General features: G+C 59.0%; 18 protein-coding genes and 3 tRNA genes. 17 read left to right on the top strand and 4 right to left on the bottom strand.

All coding sequences use genetic code 11. The features are described 5' to 3' along the window. The first annotated feature begins 9 nt into the window (after positions 1-9). The 15 genes from ACVBEG_RS18730 to ACVBEG_RS18660 all read left to right on the top strand — a co-directional run bounded on the left by ACVBEG_RS18730 (position 10) and on the right by ACVBEG_RS18660 (position 12,860). Positions 10-735 carry an alpha/beta hydrolase gene (locus ACVBEG_RS18730; RefSeq protein WP_323565960.1) on the top strand — a complete coding sequence of 242 codons (726 nt, stop codon included), beginning with the start codon at positions 10-12 and terminating at the stop codon, positions 733-735. A 240-nt stretch (positions 736-975) separates the two neighbouring features. Continuing rightward, the gene (gene truA, locus ACVBEG_RS18725) at positions 976-1,800 is read left to right on the top strand and encodes a tRNA pseudouridine(38-40) synthase TruA (protein ID WP_322182787.1); all 825 of its coding nucleotides are present in this window, start codon (positions 976-978) and stop codon (positions 1,798-1,800) included. A gap of 63 nt (positions 1,801-1,863) precedes the next feature. Beyond that, entirely contained in the window at positions 1,864-2,484 is a 621-nt protein-coding gene (locus tag ACVBEG_RS18720; protein ID WP_322180791.1) for a phosphoribosylanthranilate isomerase, read from the top strand. Positions 2,485-2,763: 279 nt separating this feature from the next. Then, positions 2,764-3,684 carry an acetyl-CoA carboxylase, carboxyltransferase subunit beta gene (accD, locus tag ACVBEG_RS18715; protein WP_322180789.1) on the top strand — a complete coding sequence of 307 codons (921 nt, stop codon included), beginning with the start codon at positions 2,764-2,766 and terminating at the stop codon, positions 3,682-3,684. Next, complete coding sequence (gene folC / locus ACVBEG_RS18710; RefSeq protein ID WP_323565961.1) at positions 3,681-4,988, top strand: bifunctional tetrahydrofolate synthase/dihydrofolate synthase; 1,308 nt, start codon at positions 3,681-3,683, stop codon at positions 4,986-4,988. The genes accD and folC overlap by 4 nt, the downstream gene beginning before the upstream one ends. Next, the gene (locus ACVBEG_RS18705) at positions 4,972-5,598 is read left to right on the top strand and encodes an SPOR domain-containing protein (RefSeq protein ID WP_322180785.1); all 627 of its coding nucleotides are present in this window, start codon (positions 4,972-4,974) and stop codon (positions 5,596-5,598) included. The genes folC and ACVBEG_RS18705 overlap by 17 nt, the downstream gene beginning before the upstream one ends. Before the next feature lie 86 nt (positions 5,599-5,684). Then, positions 5,685-6,272: a CvpA family protein gene (locus ACVBEG_RS18700; protein WP_219061602.1), complete on the top strand. Its 588-nt coding sequence runs from the start codon at positions 5,685-5,687 to the stop codon at positions 6,270-6,272. 12 nt (positions 6,273-6,284) lie between these two features. Further along, on the top strand, positions 6,285-7,790 hold the full coding sequence (gene purF / locus ACVBEG_RS18695) for an amidophosphoribosyltransferase (RefSeq protein ID WP_322180782.1): 1,506 nt from the start codon (positions 6,285-6,287) through the stop codon (positions 7,788-7,790). 15 nt (positions 7,791-7,805) lie between these two features. Beyond that, positions 7,806-9,017 carry an O-succinylhomoserine sulfhydrylase gene (locus tag ACVBEG_RS18690; RefSeq protein WP_322180780.1) on the top strand — a complete coding sequence of 404 codons (1,212 nt, stop codon included), beginning with the start codon at positions 7,806-7,808 and terminating at the stop codon, positions 9,015-9,017. Between the two features lie 11 nt (positions 9,018-9,028). Then, the gene (locus ACVBEG_RS18685; protein ID WP_407074659.1) at positions 9,029-9,793 is read left to right on the top strand and encodes an SDR family oxidoreductase; all 765 of its coding nucleotides are present in this window, start codon (positions 9,029-9,031) and stop codon (positions 9,791-9,793) included. Positions 9,794-9,994: 201 nt separating this feature from the next. Then, positions 9,995-10,070 (top strand) — tRNA-Val (locus tag ACVBEG_RS18680). Between the two features lie 47 nt (positions 10,071-10,117). Continuing rightward, positions 10,118-10,194: transfer RNA gene (locus ACVBEG_RS18675), tRNA-Asp, on the top strand. A gap of 129 nt (positions 10,195-10,323) precedes the next feature. After that, positions 10,324-10,400 (top strand) — tRNA-Asp (locus ACVBEG_RS18670). Positions 10,401-10,612: 212 nt separating this feature from the next. Then, entirely contained in the window at positions 10,613-11,773 is a 1,161-nt protein-coding gene (locus ACVBEG_RS18665) for an FIST N-terminal domain-containing protein (protein ID WP_323569539.1), read from the top strand. After that, positions 11,766-12,860: a sensor histidine kinase gene (locus ACVBEG_RS18660; protein ID WP_322180775.1), complete on the top strand. Its 1,095-nt coding sequence runs from the start codon at positions 11,766-11,768 to the stop codon at positions 12,858-12,860. Before ACVBEG_RS18665 ends, ACVBEG_RS18660 begins: the two co-directional genes overlap by 8 nt. A gap of 43 nt (positions 12,861-12,903) precedes the next feature. Here ACVBEG_RS18660 and ACVBEG_RS18655 read toward each other — a convergent pair whose 3' ends face one another. Next, on the bottom strand, positions 12,904-14,145 hold the full coding sequence (locus tag ACVBEG_RS18655) for an FAD-dependent oxidoreductase (protein WP_443696468.1): 1,242 nt from the start codon (positions 14,143-14,145) through the stop codon (positions 12,904-12,906). Positions 14,146-14,463: 318 nt separating this feature from the next. Here ACVBEG_RS18655 and ACVBEG_RS18650 point away from each other — a divergent pair, with 318 nt between their 5' ends. Beyond that, complete coding sequence (locus ACVBEG_RS18650) at positions 14,464-15,273, top strand: DUF2242 domain-containing protein (protein ID WP_322180771.1); 810 nt, start codon at positions 14,464-14,466, stop codon at positions 15,271-15,273. 77 nt (positions 15,274-15,350) lie between these two features. Here ACVBEG_RS18650 and ilvA read toward each other — a convergent pair whose 3' ends face one another. Further along, on the bottom strand, positions 15,351-16,907 hold the full coding sequence (gene ilvA, locus ACVBEG_RS18645; protein WP_447108474.1) for a threonine ammonia-lyase, biosynthetic: 1,557 nt from the start codon (positions 16,905-16,907) through the stop codon (positions 15,351-15,353). Between the two features lie 342 nt (positions 16,908-17,249). Between ilvA and ACVBEG_RS18640 the strand changes: the two genes are divergently transcribed. Then, on the top strand, positions 17,250-17,387 hold the full coding sequence (locus ACVBEG_RS18640; protein WP_322180769.1) for a hypothetical protein: 138 nt from the start codon (positions 17,250-17,252) through the stop codon (positions 17,385-17,387). A 3-nt stretch (positions 17,388-17,390) separates the two neighbouring features. Here the strand turns inward: ACVBEG_RS18640 and ACVBEG_RS18635 are convergent, their stop codons facing one another. After that, the gene (locus ACVBEG_RS18635) at positions 17,391-18,431 is read right to left on the bottom strand and encodes an AraC family transcriptional regulator (RefSeq protein WP_447108180.1); all 1,041 of its coding nucleotides are present in this window, start codon (positions 18,429-18,431) and stop codon (positions 17,391-17,393) included. Between the two features lie 4 nt (positions 18,432-18,435). Continuing rightward, positions 18,436-19,581, bottom strand: coding sequence for a carbon-nitrogen hydrolase family protein (locus ACVBEG_RS18630; RefSeq protein WP_443690552.1), 1,146 nt, complete (start codon positions 19,579-19,581; stop codon positions 18,436-18,438). Between the last annotated feature and the right edge of the window lie 87 nt (positions 19,582-19,668).

Genomic DNA, 19,668 nt, shown 5'->3' with positions numbered 1-19,668 from the left:
TCGTGAATAATGAGTAAGTGGCTCGCATTGATGGTTCTGCTGTGCTCGTCTCCGGTTTATGCCGAAGAGGCTGTGCAACGCGACTTGCCGCTTAGCTATCTGGAACAGACCCAGCCAGGTTCGAACAATCAACCTCTGGTCATTTTCCTCCACGGTCATGGTGGTAGCGAGAATGACTTGTTCGGGCTGAGAGAATCGTTACCTGCCCGCTACACTTACCTGTCTGTTCGCGCGCCGATGACCCTGGCCGATGGCGTCTTCCAATGGTTCGACAAGACTAATCGCACCGGTGAATATGACGGCAACACCGCGCAGGTGAAAAACAGTGAGCGGCTGATCGCCGAGTTTGTCGTTGCGGCGATTCAGAAATACCGGACTTCGGCGAAGAAGGTGTATCTGGTAGGTTTTAGCCAGGGCGCAATGGTGAGTTACTACGTTGCGCTGCACCATCCGCAGGCTATCGGCGGAATTGCGGCGCTGAGCGGAACGATGCTGCCCTCTCTGCGCGCTGAAGTGGAACCGGGCAAGCCTCTGGGAATGCCGGCCACGTTCATCGGTCATGGCACTTCCGATGGGACATTGCCCTTCGCTTTGGCTATCGAGGCGGATCGACTCTTGAAGGGTGGTTCGGTCACGGTGCAGTTTCATGCCTATCCCGGCTTGGGGCATTCGATCAATGAAGCTGAAGTGGCCGACCTCAAGCATTGGCTGGAACAGATGAATCGCGGCGCTTGAGCACCTTAATGTTACTTTTTTGCAAAAAATAGGGTGGCGAAAAAAGAGCGACCAGATAGCGCGTGAGGAGGTTGTTGGGTTGCTGGCTGGCAAACCGCTGTTTCTTCGATGGCCACGGAGCGCTCTATAAAGGAAGGCTGGCCTGCGTGGTACTCAGCTTTCAGGTGCGTATAATGGCCGCCACTGCGAAAACGATATTGGCGTAACAAATTGAAAAATATGACCACTGCGGCAGCCGAGATGGCTGCCGCCGGCTTTTCCAGAATCGCATTAGGCGTCGAGTATAAAGGTTCGCGTTATTGCGGATGGCAGCGCCAGGCTTCCGGCGTACTGACCGTTCAGGAAACCCTTGAGAACGCATTGTCCAAAGTTGCTGCGTCCCCCGTCTCATTGTTGTGCGCCGGGCGTACCGATGCGGGTGTTCACGCCTGTGGGCAAGTGGTGCACTTCGATACTCAGGCCGAAAGGTCGCTGAAAGCCTGGGTCATGGGCGCCAATATCAATTTGCCTCACGATGTCAGCGTGACCTGGGCCCAAGTCATGCCGGCGCATTTTCATGCGCGGTTCAAGGCGATTGCCCGTCGTTACCGCTACGTCATCTACAACGATCCGATTCGGCCGGCGCACCTGGGCCAGGAAATCACCTGGAACCACCGCCCGCTGGATGCAGAGCGCATGGCGCTGGCTGCTCAGTACCTGGTCGGCACCCATGATTTCAGTGCGTTTCGTGCCGGGCAATGTCAGGCGAAGTCACCGATCAAGCAGCTGCATCACCTGCGGGTGACGCGTCACGGTCAAATGATCGTCATCGACGTTCGCGCCAACGCCTTTTTGCACCACATGGTGCGTAATATCGCCGGCGTGTTGATGACCATTGGCACCGGTGAGCGGCCAATCGAATGGGCCGGGGAAGTACTGGAGAGCCGGGTCCGTCGGACCGGTGGCGTGACCGCGCACCCGTTCGGGCTTTACCTGGTGAAAGTGGAATACCACGATGAGTTTGCCCTGCCGGAACGTTACGTCGGCCCGCACTTCTTGACCGGCTTCTCTGAACTTGGCGGCTGACGCCCGGAAAAGCATTTGCTAACATCCGGGACTTTCCCGAACAAGGCTTGAGGTTTTCACTGCATGTCAGGCGTTCGCAGCAAGATCTGCGGGATTACCCGTATAGAAGACGCGTTGGCCGCGGTTGATGCCGGGGCCGATGCCATCGGCTTTGTGTTCTACGCCAAAAGCCCTCGTGCCGTCAGCGTCGAGCAGGTGCGTGCAATTATTGCTGCCTTGCCACCGTTTATTACCACCGTCGGCTTGTTCGTCAATATCAGCCGTTGCGAGCTCACCGAGATACTGGAAATCGTACCTCTGGATCTCTTGCAGTTTCATGGCGACGAAACGCCCGAAGACTGTGACGGCTATCATCGACCTTACATCAAGGCGTTGCGCGTGCAGGCGGGTGACGACATCGCCGCCAGTTGCCGGGCCTATTCCAGGGCCAGCGGTATCCTGCTCGATACTTATGTTGCCGACGTGCCGGGCGGCACAGGCGAAGCGTTTGACTGGTCGTTGATCCCGCACACGCTGAGCAAACCGATTATTCTGGCGGGCGGTTTGACGCCAGACAACGTCGCGCAAGCCATCGCTCAGGTCCGACCTTATGCGGTGGATGTCAGCGGCGGAGTTGAAATGAGCAAGGGCATCAAGGATCACGACAAGATCCGTGCGTTCATGCACGCGGTGCGGGGTTCTTGATCCGCCCGTTGACAGGTTGTTTGCCTGATGTGACGGTTAGTGTTTAGCCACCGTCCATAAGCCTGGCGTAGCGATAAGCGCGCGGGTCGACATTGAATAAGCGACGACGCTGATGCGCGTCGTCACAATGGCGAGTGACGAGGTTCGGTTCAGGCAGGTCCGGCGGTATGCCGATCCCTGAAGTGCTTGTCGCCGCTGTACACATGAATTAGCTCAAGGGCATACGCGGGACTGTGAATCGCTAGCGCGATCGAGTCACCGGTACTGGAGAAAGAAAGCATGAGCAACTGGTTGGTAGACAAACTGATCCCTTCGATCATGCGTTCCGAGGTGAAAAAAAGCTCGGTACCAGAAGGGCTTTGGCATAAGTGCCCGTCTTGTGAAGCGGTGCTTTATCGTCCGGAACTCGAAAAGACCCTGGACGTCTGCCCCAAGTGCAATCACCACATGCGCATTGGCGCGCGTGCTCGTCTGAACATCTTTCTCGATGTGGAAGGGCGTGCAGAGCTGGGCGCCGACCTTGAGCCAGTGGATCGACTGAAGTTTCGCGACAGCAAGAAGTACAAGGACCGCCTGGTCGCTGCGCAGAAGCAGACCGGCGAGAAAGATGCACTGATCTCCATGAGCGGCACGCTGCTCGGGATGCCCGTCGTGGCCTGCGCGTTTGAATTCTCGTTCATGGGCGGCTCGATGGGTGCCATTGTCGGCGAGCGGTTTGTCCGCGCGGCCAACTACGCACTGGCAAATCGCTGCCCAATGGTCTGCTTCGCTGCTTCCGGCGGTGCGCGGATGCAGGAAGCGCTGATTTCCCTGATGCAAATGGCCAAGACGTCGGCGGTATTGGCGCGTTTGCGCGAGGAAGGCTTGCCGTTTATCTCGGTCCTGACCGACCCGGTCTACGGTGGTGTTTCCGCCAGTCTGGCGATGCTGGGCGACGTGATCATTGCCGAGCCTAAAGCGCTGATCGGCTTCGCCGGTCCTCGTGTGATCGAACAGACTGTGCGTGAAAAACTGCCAGAAGGTTTCCAGCGCAGTGAGTTCCTGCTGGAACATGGCGCTATCGATTTGATCGTTCCGCGTCAAGAACTGCGTCCGCGTCTGGGTAATCTGCTGGCCCAAATGATGAACTTGCCGACACCAAAATTCATCGCCGCACCTTTGGAACCGATCATCGTTCCGCCGGCACCGGCCACTGTATGACCCTGCGTACCTTGGGCGACTGGCTCGCTTACCTTGAGCAACTGCATCCATCGGCCATCGATATGGGGCTGGAGCGTTCGCAACAAGTGGCGGGCAAGCTGGGATTGACCCGGCCGGCACCCAGGGTGATCACAGTTACAGGGACCAACGGCAAGGGGTCTACCTGCGCGTTCATTGCTTCATTGATGCAGGCGCAGGGGCTCAAGGTGGGTGTTTACAGCTCGCCGCACTTGTTGCGTTACAACGAACGGGTGCAGGTCCAGGGTGTTGAAGCCACCGATAGCCAGCTGTGCGAGGCCTTCGCGGCGGTAGAAGCCGCTCGCGGTAACATCTCCCTGACCTACTTCGAAATGGGCACGCTCGCGGCGTTTTGGCTGTTCGAGCGTGCGGCGCTGGATGCGGTGGTCCTTGAAATAGGCCTCGGTGGACGTCTGGATGCGGTGAACCTGATCGATGCCGATTTGGCCGTGATCACCAGTATTGGCGTTGATCACGCTGACTGGTTGGGTGATACCCGAGAGTCGGTCGCCTTCGAAAAGGCCGGGATCTTTCGTCAGGGGCGTCCAGCCCTGTGCGGCGACCTCGACCCTCCCGCGCCATTGCTCGAACGCGTCAAGGCGCTTGGTTGCCCGTTCCTGTTGCGCGGTCGTGATTTCGATCTGGCGGTGACCGACAGTGACTGGCATTGGCAGGGGCATGATGCGCGCGGCCGATTGGTTGAATTGCACCACTTGCCGCTGCTTGACCTGCCGATGGAAAATGCCGCATTGGCGTTGCAGGCTTATCTGCTGCTGGATCTTCCCTGGGTGCAGGAACACATTAGTGCAGCCTTGAGCAGCACGCGGTTGACCGGTCGTCTGGATCGGCGCCAGATCAACTGGCATGGCAAGCCACTGAAGCTTTTGCTGGATGTCGGCCATAATCCTCATGCGGCACACTATCTGGCGCAGCGGCTGGCAAGTCGGCCGCTGGCTGGTAAACGCCTGGCAGTTTTCGGATTGCTGGCGGACAAGGATCTCAAGGGCGTACTGGCCGAGCTGGCTGGCAGCGTTCAGGAGTGGGCTGTTGCACCTTTACCGACGCCCCGTAGCTGTTCGGCTGGCGAGTTGCAGGCCGCGCTACAGAACCTTGGCGCAAGCGTGACGTCTTATCAGAGTGTCGCACTGGCGCTGGAAGGGCAGTGCGATCAAGCGACTGCCGAAGATGAAATTCTGTTGTTCGGATCATTTTATTGCGTCGCCGAGGCCCTGGAATGGCTGGCCCGGCGCGCCAAGGAGGACATTGCAAATGGCTTTGCTGGATAACGTGTTCAAGCAGCGGATGGTCGGTGCACTGGTATTGGTTGCATTGGCGGTGATTTTTTTGCCGATGTTGTTTTCGCGCCAGGATGAAACGCGTCGCGTGTCGGTCGATGTGCCCGCCACGCCGCAAACACCGGCGACGCCTCAAGTGCAGGTCGAGCCCGTAGCGGTTCCAGAGCCTCAGTCGTTGCCGCAGGAGCCTGTGCCGACGGACGAAGACCTTGCTCAGCCCAAGGCCTCTTCAGTGCCTGTGCCAATAACCACTGTGACCCCGTCGGTCGCGACCACGCAGCCAGTCCCGGCAGTCAAGCCGGCAGCGGCTCAGGCGCCCGCCAAACCCGCTGCGGACCCCAGTCGTGTGGATGCCAATGGCCTGTCGGTCAGTTGGTCGGTGCAACTGGCCAGTCTGTCCAATCGCGCCAGTGCCGACACGTTGCAGAAAAGCCTGCGTGCTCAGGGTTATAATGCTTATATTCGGTCCTCGGACGGCTTGAACCGAGTGTTTGTCGGGCCGCTGATTGAGCGTGCCGAGGCTGATCGTTTGCGTGATCAGTTGAGCAAACAGCAGAAACTCAACGGTTTGGTGGTGCGCTTTCAGCCTGAGCGAAATTGAGTCCGTCATCTAATCGGTAATAGCTGCTTACGGGCGGGCTGGTGCTCTGCTAAAATACGCCGCCTTATCCGTCCGTAGGCTTCAACGTGCCATTTACCCCGGTTGATTGGGCGATCATTGCGATCATTGCCATCTCCGCCTTGATCAGTTTGAAACGCGGCTTCGTCAAGGAAGCATTGTCGTTACTCACCTGGATCATTGCCGGTGTTGTTGCCTGGATGTTCGGCGGCTCGCTTTCGCAGTACCTTGTCAGTTACATCGAGACACCTTCAGCTCGCGTGATTGCCGGCTGCACCATCCTGTTTGTCGCCACCTTGCTGGTAGGCGCCATGGTCAACTTTCTTATCAGCGAACTGATTCGCGTCACCGGGCTTTCCGGGACCGATCGTTTTCTGGGTATGGTCTTCGGCGCTGCGCGCGGAGGCTTGCTAGTGGTTGTCGCGGTCGGGCTGTTGAGCCTGGGCCCCGTACAGCAAGATCAATGGTGGCAGCAGTCTAAACTGATGCCACAATTTCTATTGGTCGCTGACTGGTCGAAAAACCTGATTCTCGGGTTGTCCAGCAAGTGGCTAGCCAGCGGTATCAGCGTACCCGCTGATCTCCCGTTCAAGGAACACCTCCTGCCGTCAACAATGCCGCAAGAAGTGTTCGGTAAATCCAGTTCCACTAAGTAGGGGTTGCGTCGCATGTGTGGCATCGTCGGTATCGTCGGTAAGTCGAACGTCAATCAGTCGCTGTATGACGCGCTAACCGTCCTCCAGCACCGCGGCCAGGACGCTGCCGGTATCGTAACCAGCCATGGCGGCCGGTTATTCCTGCGCAAGGATAATGGGTTGGTCCGTGATGTGTTCCACCAGCGCCATATGCAGCGCCTGGTAGGTCACATGGGTATCGGCCATGTGCGCTATCCCACCGCAGGCAGCTCGACTTCGGCCGAAGCTCAGCCGTTTTACGTCAACTCGCCGTATGGCATTACTCTGGCGCACAACGGCAACCTGACCAACGTCGAGCAATTGGCCAAGGAGATTTACGAATCTGACCTGCGCCACGTCAACACCAACTCCGATTCGGAAGTGTTGCTCAACATTTTTGCTCACGAACTGGCCCAGCGCGGCAAGTTGCAGCCGACAGAAGAAGACGTCTTCGCGGCCGTGACCGATGTGCACCACCGTTGCCGTGGCGGATACGCCGTGGTCGCCATGATCACTGGCTATGGCATCGTCGGTTTCCGTGACCCGCATGCCATACGTCCTATCGTCTTCGGTCAGCGTCATACCGACGAAGGCGTCGAGTACATGATCGCTTCCGAAAGCGTTGCGCTGGATGTGCTCGGTTTCACACTGATCCGTGATCTGGCGCCGGGCGAAGCGGTCTACATCACCGAAGACGGCAAGCTGCACACTCGCCAGTGTGCGACCAACCCGCAATACGCACCGTGCATTTTCGAGCACGTTTATCTGGCGCGTCCAGACTCGATCATCGACGGCGTCTCGGTGTACAAGGCGCGTCTGCGCATGGGCGAGCGGCTGGCGGACAAAATCGTGCGCGAGCGCCCTGATCACGACATCGACGTGGTCATCCCGATTCCTGACACCAGCCGTACCGCAGCGCTCGAACTGGCCAATCGCCTGGGCGTGAAGTTCCGCGAAGGTTTCGTCAAGAACCGTTACATCGGTCGCACGTTCATCATGCCGGGGCAGGCTGCGCGGAAAAAGTCCGTGCGCCAGAAGCTCAACGCTATCGACCTGGAATTCCGTGGCAAGAACGTGATGCTGGTGGATGACTCCATCGTGCGTGGTACCACCTGCAAACAGATCATTCAGATGGCCCGTGAAGCCGGGGCCAAGAACGTGTACTTCTGTTCTGCGGCACCGGCTGTGCGTTACCCGAACGTCTACGGCATCGACATGCCGAGTGCTCATGAGCTGATCGCACACAATCGTACGACGCAGGACGTTGCGGACCTGATCGGCGCCGACTGGCTGATTTATCAGGACCTCAGTGACCTGATCGATGCAGTGGGCGGCGGCAAGGTCAAGATCGCAAACTTTGACTGCGCGGTATTTGACGGCAAGTACGTGACCGGCGATATCGACGAGCATTACCTGAACAGGATCGAGCAGGCGCGCAACGACGCCTCCAAGGTCAAGACTCAGGCGGTCAGTGCCATTATCGATTTGTACAACAACTAAGAAGGGGTAGGCGGCATGGCTCACGAATGGGATGCAGGCCGGCTGGACAGTGATCTCGACGGCGTGGGTTTCGACACCCTTGCCGTGCGTGCCGGTCAGCACCGCACGCCGGAAGGTGAGCATGGCGATCCTATGTTCTTCACGTCCAGCTACGTGTTCCGCACTGCCGCCGATGCGGCGGCGCGGTTCGCCGGTGAAGTGCCGGGCAACGTCTATTCGCGTTATACCAACCCGACCGTGCGTTCTTTCGAGGAGCGTATTGCCGCACTCGAAGGTGCTGAGCAGGCCGTCGCCACCGCCACAGGCATGGCGGCGATCCTTGCTGTAGTGATGAGCTTGTGCAGCGCCGGTGATCACGTGCTGGTGTCGCGCAGTGTGTTCGGTTCGACCATCAGCCTGTTCGAGAAGTACTTCAAGCGCTTCGGTGTCGAAGTCGACTATGTTCCGCTGGCCGATCTGTCTGGCTGGGATGCAGCGATCAAGGCCAACACCCGGTTGCTGTTCGTCGAGTCGCCGTCAAATCCTCTGGCCGAGCTGGTGGATATCGCTGCACTGTCCGAAATTGCGCATGCCAAAGGCGCGATGCTGGTAGTCGACAACTGTTTCTGCACGCCTGCGCTGCAACAGCCTTTGTTGTTGGGCGCCGACGTGGTCGTGCATTCGGCGACCAAGTTCATCGACGGCCAGGGCCGTTGCATGGGCGGTGTGGTTGCTGGTCGTAGCGAGCAGATGAAAGAAGTAGTGGGATTCCTGCGGACCGCCGGGCCGACGCTGAGCCCGTTCAACGCCTGGATCTTTCTCAAGGGCCTGGAAACCTTGAGTCTGCGTATGCGCGCTCATTGCGCCAGCGCCCAGATTCTGGCCGAGTGGCTGGAACAGCAGGACGGCATCGAAAAGGTTCATTACGCAGGCCTCAAGAGCCATCCACAGCATGCCTTGGCGCAACGTCAGCAAAAGGGCTTTGGTGCGGTGGTGAGTTTTGAAGTCAAAGGCGGCAAAGAAGGCGCCTGGCGCTTTATCGATGCTACGCGGTTGATTTCGATCACCGCCAACCTGGGCGACAGCAAAACCACGATCACCCACCCGAGCACCACTTCTCACGGGCGTCTGGCGCCGCAAGAGCGGGAAGCTGCCGGGATTCGTGACAGCTTGATCAGGGTTGCGGTGGGTCTCGAAGACGTTGCTGACTTGCAGGCGGATCTGGCACGCGGGCTGGCGGCTTTGTGAGTGAGTGGGCGGTGGAAGCGGCCCCAGCCAGCAATGGCCGGGTCGCGTTGGTCACAGGGGCTGCTCGCGGTATCGGTCTGGGCATTGCCGCCTGGCTGGTCAGCGAAGGCTGGCAGGTGGTGTTGACGGACCGGGATCGTGTTCGTGGTTCGAAAGTGACCAAGGTGCTTGGCGAAAACGCCTGGTTCATTGCCATGGACGTGTCCAGTGAAGAGCAAGTGGCGCTGTGTGTGGCTGAAGTGCTGGGGCAGTTCGGTCGCCTTGATGCGCTGGTGTGCAATGCGGCCGTTGCCGATCCACACAATGCAACACTGGAAAGCTTGAGTCTTCATGACTGGAATCGGGTACTGGCCGTCAATCTCAGTGGGCCGATGCTGCTGGCCAAGCATTGCGCGCCTTACCTGCGCGCTCACGGTGGCGCCATCGTCAATCTGACCTCGACCCGTGCCACACAATCGGAACCGGACACAGAGGCCTACGCAGCGAGCAAGGGCGGCCTGCTGGCGTTGACCCATGCTCTGGCCATCAGTTTGGGGCCGGAAATTCGTGTAAACGCTGTCAGCCCTGGCTGGATCGATGCCCGTGATCCGTCAGTGCGGCGTGCAGAGCCTTTGTCCGATAGCGACCATGCCCAGCACCCGGTGGGCAGGGTGGGGACGGTTGAAGACGTGGCTGCGATGGTGGTCTGGCTGCTGTCGAAAAATGCAGGGTTCGTCACCGGCCAGGAGTTTGTGGTCGATGGCGGCATGACCAGGAAGATGGTTTATCAGGATTGAGGTTTTCAGCGAAAGCGCTGCATCAAACCGGCATGACCTGAATGTGCCGATCTGTTCGCGGATAGATACGCTCCCGCAAATGTGATTCGGTAAAACGATGTCAGACGATTGATTCAAAATGGTACTTTTCAAAAAAACTTCAAGCAGGGTATTGACTTAGGTTCGATACCTGCGTAAATTTCGCGGCCTCAACGAAGCAAAGGGTGATTAGCTCAGCTGGGAGAGCAGCTGCCTTACAAGCAGCGGGTCGGCGGTTCGATCCCGTCATCACCCACCATTTATTGAGTGTTCTTTAACGAGAACAGGACGAAAGTCCACCGACAAGCAGCGGTAGTTCAGTCGGTTAGAATACCGGCCTGTCACGCCGGGGGTCGCGGGTTCGAGTCCCGTCCGCTGCGCCATATTTTTCAGATTGGGTTCGCCCGGTCTGAGACTGGAAAGCCGCAAGGTTGATCAGTCAGGGTTACAACGAAACAGGCTCTCGAAGGCCCGTTTCAAATGAGTTCATCGGGTGCAAGCTCGAGCGACAAGCAGCGGTAGTTCAGTCGGTTAGAATACCGGCCTGTCACGCCGGGGGTCGCGGGTTCGAGTCCCGTCCGCTGCGCCATATCCCGCTTCAAGGCCCTTGAACTCCTTGAAGCAAACAAACAAGCGACCTTAGGGTCGCTTTTTTGCGTCCGTCATTTTACAGGACGCCATCGCCAGCACTCACGCGGTGAGCGCTTCTGTTTCTTCCATGCTCCGGGATTAGGTTATGCTCGAAGCGTGAAGGCGTTTTGGCATCGGTTGCGGCCTTGGTGGGGTGAAAGGGAGTGACTCATGGAGTCTCCAGGCAGTATTCGCAGGGCGCAGTCATTCGCTTCCGATACACGAGAGGCGGTGCGTGAGTTTCACGCAGGGGTCGTTCAGCACGACATGGCACTGGTGCTGTTCTTCTGTTCGCCGACCTATGACCGGGAGATAGTCGCGCAAGAAATGGCGCGTCTGTTCCCAGGCGTAGACGTTGTTGGCTGCTCGACGGCGGGGGAGATTGGCCCTGTCGGTTATTGCACCGACAGCATCACCGGAGTCAGTTTTCCTGAAAGTGATTTTGTGGCGGTGGTGGGTGCTATTGACCACCTGCAGCAACTTGAAGCGGCCAAGGTCATGGAGTTTGCGCAACGGCAGTTACAGAGGCTCACGATCAAGGCGTCAGGGGTGGTGGACCCAAGTGGTTTTGCGCTGCTCCTGACCGATGGCCTTTCAGTGCGTGAAGAGCCGCTGGCTAACGCGTTGCAACGGTCCCTGGGCAAGTTGCCACTGATCGGTGGGTCTGCAGCCGATGCGTTGTCTTTTGGCCATACCTACGTCTACTTCGACGGGACATTTCACAGCGATAGCGCGGTCGTGGTCCTGCTGAGTACCCCGTTGCCGTTCAAACTATTCAAAATCCAGCATTTTGTACCGACGTCCAAAAGGCTGGTGGTGACCGCGGCCGACCCCGCACATCGCGTGGTGAAAGAAATCAACGGATTGCCCGCCGCCGAGGAATATGCCCGCTATATCGGTGTTGAGGTAAGCGACCTGACCCCGTTGAGTTTCGCCGCGTCGCCCCTGGTGGTGGTGATCGGCGAGACGAGCTATGTGCGTGCCATTCAGTCGGCCAACAGTGACGGGAGCCTGACGTTTTTCTGTGCCATCGAGGAAGGGTTGGTGCTACGCCTGGCGCATGGCGAGGATCTGGTGGAAAACCTCCAGCAGTCCTTTGCCGCATTCAACGCGGAAATCGGGCCACCGCAGTTGGTTCTGGGGTTCGACTGCGTCCTGCGCAGGATGGAAATCACCCTCAATGGCCTTGATGACGCCGTTGAGGATATTTTTCGCAGCAACAATGTCACCGGGTTCACGACCTATGGTGAGCAATTTCGCGGAGTGCACGTCAACCAGACATTGACCGGTATCGCGATTGGCGCAGCGCTGCCCGAGGTGGATCATGCTTGAGCGAACCCAGCTGTCCGCCGATGACGAAAAGCGTCTGTACGCCGAGATCGCTCGCAAGGACAAGATCATTGAGGTCCTGATGGACCGCGCCGAACGTGGGACCAACGGTCAAGGTTCCGATTTCGATCTGTTTCAGACCACTGTCATGCTGGAAGACATGGTGCATGAGCGCACGCAGGATCTGGAAACCGCGCTGCGCAATAACGAAAGCATCACCCGCGAGCTGAAAGCGACCCAGGGGGAGTTGGTGACCTCCGCGCGCCTGGCCGGTATGGCCGAAATCGCAAACAACGTCCTGCACAACGTCGGCAACGTGCTTAACAGCGTGAATATCTCGGCCGATATCGTGTGTTCCACGCTGCGCCAGTCGAAGGTTCGCAGCCTGAGTAATGTCGTGGAGCTTATCCAGGAGCACTCGGACGACATCGGTGAGTTTCTGGCGCGAGATGAAAAAGGAAAGCTGTTGCTGCCTTACTTGTTCAAGCTGGCGGCCGCGTTGTCCGCCGAGCAGCGCAACGTGCTGGATGAGCTCGGCTCATTGACCCAAAACATCAACCACATCAAAAGTATTGTCGCGACCCAGCAGTCCCATGCGGGCTCGGCCAGCATTATCGAGGATGTCGATCTGGATGTCGCGATCGAGGATGTCCTGCGTTTGGGGGCCGGGGTCGTAGGTGCGCATCAGGTTCTCGCGCTCAAGGAGTATTCTGATGTGCCCGCGTTGCTCCTGGATAAGTCGCGGTTTATCCAGATTTTGGTCAACTTGCTGCGAAATGCCAGGCAGGCCATGGACGCTATCGATGACCTGACAGGCCCGATCACCCTGCGCGCAAGGGTGGTCAAGAACAGCGAGGGCAGGCGTTTGCAATTGAGTGTGGAAGATGACGGCGAAGGCATCGCCCCCGAGCATCTGCCGCAGCTTTTCGTTCATGGCTTTACGACACGCAAAGAGGGCCATGGCTTTGGCCTGCACAGCTGCGCGTTGGCCGCCAAGGAGATGGGCGGCACCTTGACGGTTCACAGTGACGGGCCCGGCGCCGGGGCGGTGTTTACCCTTGAGTTTCCAATGACCTCAGCGCTGGGTTGATCCGCGATGTAACGCTCATGCGGGTAGTTGCCGCCCCCGGCGATCAGTGGAAGCGTTCGGCGCTATAGGGGGCTGGGTCGGTAAACGGTTCGGCGCCGGTCATCAGCTCTGCGAGCAGGCGGCCACTGACCGGGCCCAGCGTCAGACCGTGGTGGGCGTGGCCGAAGTTGAACCACAGCCCCGGATGACGGTTGGCCGGACCGATCACCGGGCACATGTCCGGCAGGCACGGACGTCGACCCAGCCAGGGTTCGGCATCCAGACGTTCTCCAAGGGGGTAGAAGCCGCGTGCCAGCTTTTCGCAACGGCGCAGCTGGATTTCATTGATAGGGTCGTCGCTGTCGGCGAACTCGACGCCGGTGGTCAGACGAATCCCTCGCACCATCGGTGCCAGTACATAACCGCCCTGACGGTCAACGATGGGGTGATGCAACTGAGTACCGGGTTTGGCTGCGTAGTGCATGTGGTAGCCGCGTTTCACCGCCAGCGGAATCCGGTAACCCAGCGGCTCGAAAATGCCCCTGGCCTGAGGACCGAGGGCCACCACGGCTTCGTTGGCAATGATCAGGCCCTTTTCGCTCTGCACCTCCCATTTGTCGGCACGCTGGCTCAGGCTCAAGGCATCACCCAGCACGAATACGCCGCCGCGCTTGATGAACAGTTCAGCATAGCCGCGGGTCAGACCGCCCGGATCGCTGACCGTCTTCGGGTCGAGCCAGTGAATACCGCCGACGACGTTGGCATGCAGCCCGGGCTCGCGCTCGTGTACCTGCTGCTGATCAAGCACTTCATAGTTCAAGTCGTACTTTTTGAGCGCCGCCGCGTCTTCTTTGGCCTTTTCAAACGCGGGCAGGTTGCGGAAGGCCTCGATCCAGCCACTGTCCTTGATCAGCCCGCCCATGCCTGCCGGTTCCGACAGCAGGTCATGTTCGCTGACACAGCGCTCGACCAACGGCAGCATGGAGCGAGTCGCGTCGGCCAGGCCTTTGGGTCCCGAGTTACGCCAGTATTGCAGCAGCCACGGACCTGCCTTAGGCAGATAACGCAGGCTGTAGCGCACATCGGATTGCTGGTTGAGGGCATAGCGCAGCAGGCTCGACAGCTGGCGCGGAAACGCATAGGGGATCACGCTGGCGCGCTCGATCAGCCCGGCGTTGCCATGGCTCGTGCCGTTGCCGGGTTGCTCTCGGTCGAGCAATACCACGTTGCGGCCGCGTGCCTGTAACTGCAGGGCGGTACTGACGCCGACAATCCCGGCGCCCAGAACGATGGTGTCGCAATGCATGGGAAATCCTTGATACGCGGGCCGTAATCACAGCCTGGAAAAATCGGTTCAATTCAAATCAGGGCCCGGCGGCCTTCGATTAACTTGGGCAGCGTCGCACAGTGTCGACATTACGGGAGAAGCTCCACTTCGTCACGCCCATCGGCGCCTTGGATAATCAACGTCGGCGCGTGAGCCGAACGGGTGTAGAATCCCCAGGCGTCAGTCAAATCGACCATACCTCCAAACTGCGTTGATCGAACGCCAGCCTTGTTGCAGACTTACCCCCTCGTTTCAGGACTGTAGTTCTACTGACAGCTATTTTCCCCAGGATTTTCAATGTCTAAATTACTGAGCTTTCGTACCGCATGCTGGGTCACCACCCTGCTGGCTGCCGCAGGCTGCTCATCGCCCAAGCCGGCGGTCTACGAGCATGAAAATTTCGACGATTCCGGTACTTTTTCGAGAAACTACCCGGTCAGCGATTCCGCGTCCTGTGAGGCGGCGCGTCGAGCCTTGCTCAGCCAGGGCTACATCATCAGTAGCAGTGACCCGAAAGTGATCAGCGGGCACAAAAGCTTCCAGCAGACGGGTGAAACCCATATGGAGATCAGCTTCAGTGTGGTCTGCGCGTCTGATGGTACTGCCGCTAATGGGGCGACGATGTTCGCCAATGCGTTGCAGGACCGTTATGCGCTGAAGAAGGTCAACAATTCGGCGAGCGTGGGTGTTGGCGTACTGGGTTCGGTGTCGATGCCGATTGGCTCCACTGACGATTCGATGGTCAAGGTTGCCAGCGAGACGGTCTCGTCACCCACGTTCTATGATCGCTTCTTTACGCTGGTAGAAATCTTCTTGCCACCTGAAGTGAAAAAAGCCGCCCATATCCCTGAAAAACCGAAAACCGATCTGGGCATACCAGAACCGGCTGCTCAAGCGATAAAGCCGGCAGCGCTGGCCGAGACCAAGCCTGCGACTCCAGAGGCGGTACCTGCGACAGAACCTGCGAAAGAATCCTCTCCGGAGACGGCTCCTGCTGCCGCCAATGGAAGTGAACCAGCGCCAGCACCGGCTGAGCACGAGTCTATTAAGGTCGAACCTGTAGCGCCTGCGCCGACACCTGTTCAGCCGGAGGCAACGACACCTTAGCGTCTGGCAAGCAGCATCCGGTGCCCAATAGCCGCTGAGACTTCTCCGTTCAGCGGCTTTTTGATGGGCAGCGTTCCTCAGCTTAGAAAAAGCTTGTACGCCGGGTTATCCGTTTCATCCCAGTATGGATAACCGATCTCGGCCAGTGCCGCAGGGATCAGGTGACGCTCCTCTTCCGGCACCACCAGCCCCGCCATAACGCGGCCATCTGCAGCGCCGTGGTTGCGGTAGTGGAACATCGAGATATTCCACTGGCCGCCGAGCTTGTTCAGGAAGTTGAACAGCGCGCCGGGACGCTCGGGGAATTCGAAGCGGAACACCACTTCATCGCTGACCCTTGGCGCATGGCCACCGACCATGTGCCGAATATGCAGCTTCGCCAGTTCGTTGTGGGTCAGGTCCAGCACCGGGAAGCCCTGTTCGGTCAGGCTGCTGAGCAGCGCGGCGCGCGGGTCGTTTTCCGGGTGGGTCTGCACGCCGACGAAGATGTGCGCTTCGCGATCGGTGTGATAGCGGTAGTTGAATTCGGTGATCTGGCGTTTACCGATGGCTTTGCAGAAGGCTTTGAAGCTGCCCGGCTTCTCGGGAATGGTCACCGCGATGATCGCTTCGCGGCCTTCGCCCAGCTCGGCGCGTTCGGCAACGTGGCGCAGACGGTCGAAGTTGACGTTGGCCCCGGAGTCGATGGCCACCAGGGTCTGACCACTGACGCCGTAACGCTCGACGTACTTCTTGATCCCGGCCACGCCCAATGCACCGGCAGGCTCAGTGATCGAGCGGGTGTCGTCGTAGATGTCCTTGATCGCCGCGCAGATTTCGTCGGTGCTGACGGTGATCACTTCGTCGACGTAATCCTTGCAGATATCAAAGGTGTGCTTGCCAATCTGCGCCACCGCCACACCATCGGCAAACAGACCGACCTGACTCAGCACCACGCGCTCGCCTGCGGCCATGGCCGCTTGCAGGCAGTTGGAATCGTCAGGCTCGACGCCGATCACCTTGATCTCCGGGCGCAGGTATTTCACGTACGCCGCGATACCTGCGATCAAGCCGCCACCGCCCACCGGGACAAAAATCGCGTCCAGACGGCCCGGATGCTGACGCAGGATCTCCATCGCCACGGTGCCTTGCCCGGCAATGGTGTCCGGGTCGTCATACGGGTGGACGTAGACGTAGCCTTTTTCTTCGACCAGTTTCAGGGAGAACGCCAGCGCCTCGGGGAACGAGTCGCCGTGCAATACCACCTTGCCGCCGCGCGAACGCACGCCTTCGACCTTGATCTCGGGGGTGGTTTTTGGCATGACGATCGTGGCTTTGACCCCCAATACCTTGGCCGCCAACGCCAACCCCTGCGCGTGATTGCCGGCCGACGCGGTGACCACGCCCTTGGCCCGTTCGGCTTCGCTCAGTTGCGTCAGCTTGTTGTACGCGCCGCGAATCTTGAACGAGAACACCGGCTGCAAGTCTTCGCGCTTGAGCAATATCTGATTGCCGAGGCGCTCGGACAGCTGGCGAGCCTGCTGCAAGGGGGTTTCAACGGCCACGTCATAGACGCGCGAGGTGAGGATTTTCTTGACGTACTGCTTGAGCAAATCGCTCATTGATGGGCTCCTGGTACGAGAGGTGTTGCCCAGGAGACAGAAGAAAAACCCGCCTCGAGGGCGGGTTGGGTGCAGCCGTCAGCTAACCCGCCAAGATAGGAATGGCGGTAATAATAATCGGGCGGACGACATGCTGGGTCAGGTTCATGTATCGAAGACTATTTCGGATGGCGTGGGCAAGTCAAGCCTACACGGGCTATGTAGGAGGCCTCGCCGCGCTGTCGCGCAGCAAACTGTAGGCGCGCGCTTGCAACGACGCGTCCCGCCGCGATGGCGTCGTGTCAGGTGTACTGATGATCGCAGAACCAGGTATCCCTTTCCCTAGGGGGCGACGCATTCATTTTTTCGTCACGTTGGCACTTTAAGGTGAAAACCGTGGTCAGTCATAAAACCAATAGTGAGCATCAGCCAAAGAGGGCATGCGTAATGGACGAATACCAGGAAGAACTGCTTGAGTATCAGGCTTTTGAACTTGATCCAGTGGAACCCGCCGACGACGCTACCGAGCTGTAAGCGTCAACCGGCTTGACGCTGGCTGCGGCGGAACTCTCCCGGGGTATGCCCGTTCCAGCGTTTGAAGGCGCGTTGAAAAGCCTCGGCCGAGGCAAAGCCGAGCAGGTAGGCTATTTCGCCGAAGGCCAGTTCTGTATCACGGATATAGGTCATCGCCAGGTCGCGGCGGGTGTCATTGAGAATGGCGCGAAACTGCGTGCCTTCGTCAGCCAATTTGCGACGCAATGTCCAAGTCGGCAGCTTCAGTCGTGCGGCCACTTCTTCCAGATCCGGTTCCCGACCACCATTCAATAACGGCCCGAGCAACTGAGTGATGCGCTCTCGCAGGCTGCGGGTGCGGGTGAGCTGTTCCAGTTCCTTCTCACACAATTGCAACAAGTGCCGCCACGTGCTGGGGCAGTGCTCCGGGTTGCGTAGCCCGAGGCTCGACAGGCTCAGGCGCAGTTGATTGATGTCAGCAGCAAAACTTACAGGGTTATCGCTCAAGTCGCTGTAAGACCCCGCGTAAGCCGGCGCGGGAAACTCGATGTCGACCTTTTCCGCACGCAGGCGGCAGCCGGCCAGACTCGAAAGCTGCTGAATCCAGCTGGCGAGAATCGAATCCACCACAAAGCGGTTGTAGGCGTTGTACGGGCTGATGGAATAGAAACGCAGCCATGCGCCTTGAGCGTCCTCATGAAAGCTCGACCGCCCTCGGTAATTCGAACCGAAAAGCGCTTCAAAGCGGATCAGGCAGCGTGCTGCCTCGCGCACGGTGGGCGCCTGCGCGGCGGTCACGCCCGCCAGTCCTGCTTGGCTGATACGGCTCAACTGGCCCATGCGCAGGCCCAGCCCCGGTTCGCCAGTCAGCTGGATGGCGGCGTGCCCAAGGCGCATGTAACGCGGGATCGACAGGCGTGCACCCGGCTCAGCCAAGCGTGCCGGGTCCAGCCCGTATTGTTCCAGCAACGGCTCCGGGTCCTGGCCGAAACTGCTTACAGCGTCGGCCAGGCTGTGCACGAAGCCTACTGACAAATCACCCAAACGCACCCGTGGCGAAGTCATCGATTCACAGCCAGAGGTTAATCAAGCGCGCACCGTGCCCAGGCTGGTCGGCGCTGATTTGATCGGTGCCGGTCAGCCCTTGGCGATTGGCAAAACTGTCGCCGGAGCTGTCCTGATCCCAGAACTGTCCACGCATGAACACACTAATCCCAGCACGTGCGGTACTGGCCGGTGCATGGCCGGTCAAGGTCAGGCGGCGCCAGGCCGCACCTTCGCTGATTTCTCCCGGCTTGAGGCTGACGCCCTCAGGTGTCGAAGCACTTTTATAGCCTTGCCAAGGTTTGGACCAGAGACCATGGCCCACGACGAGCGCAGGCACGGCAATCAATTCGGCGCCGTTGTTGTTCAATTGTGCGTAATTACGCGGATACCAACTGTCACTGCCGATCAGCACCCCCAGGCGTCCGGCCGGGGTGTCGACGACATTCAGCGCAGCCTGCGTCGCTGGCTGGATGTAATTGCGTTCCGCGAACGTCGGGTACAGCTGACGCTGCGGCTGGCCAATCGGCAGGCCGTCGCTGCTGAATACCAGGCTGCTGTTGTACAGAGGGCCTGGGCCGATGTGCAGTTGGCCGTTATCGATGCTCGGTTCGGGCAATACGATTGAGCCTGCCACCAGGGTCACGGCAAACTCTTTGGCCAGACCGCCGAACAGCGTCTGGTAATCCTTGGCCATGGCCCGTGCTTTCATGCGCAGATGAGCGTCGTCGAGCCGGTTACTGCCCTTGGCCCGTATCAGCGCGTTGAGGAATTGCAGGGGGTTGCTGACCGACAGCCAGTTCATGGCTTCATTGATCGTCGTGGCTTGATACAACTCATCTTTCTCGCCTCTGGCAAACAGCCAGGTACCGATGTGCTCAGGCAACACCACGATGGTTTTGTCGTTAAGCAGGCCCTGGTCACGGGCTTGTTGCAGGTAGGCCGCCAGCTTGCGGTGCAGATGCTCGAGGCTTTGATAATCGGTGGGGAACAGCTCCGGCTGGATACCCAGCAGGTTGCCGCGCTCGCCGGGTTGGCCGTCATTCACTGCCAGTTGAATGCGCAGATCCGAAAGATAATGGCCTACGGGGCGTTGCCCGGTCCAAACGGCGTAACCGGTGATCATGGCGATCAACAGCAGGGCAACGGAGACATTGAAAATTTTGCGCATGGGAGACACAGAGAGCAGCCGTGAGCAGGATTCACCGACTAGGGTAGGGCGATGAGCCGCGCTTGCCAACCCTCGCTGTTCGTTTGG

Source organism: Pseudomonas sp. GG8 (assembly GCF_052976945.1).
The sequence above is the reverse complement of the archived record's forward strand: the minus strand, read 5'-3'. Positions and strand labels throughout refer to the sequence as shown.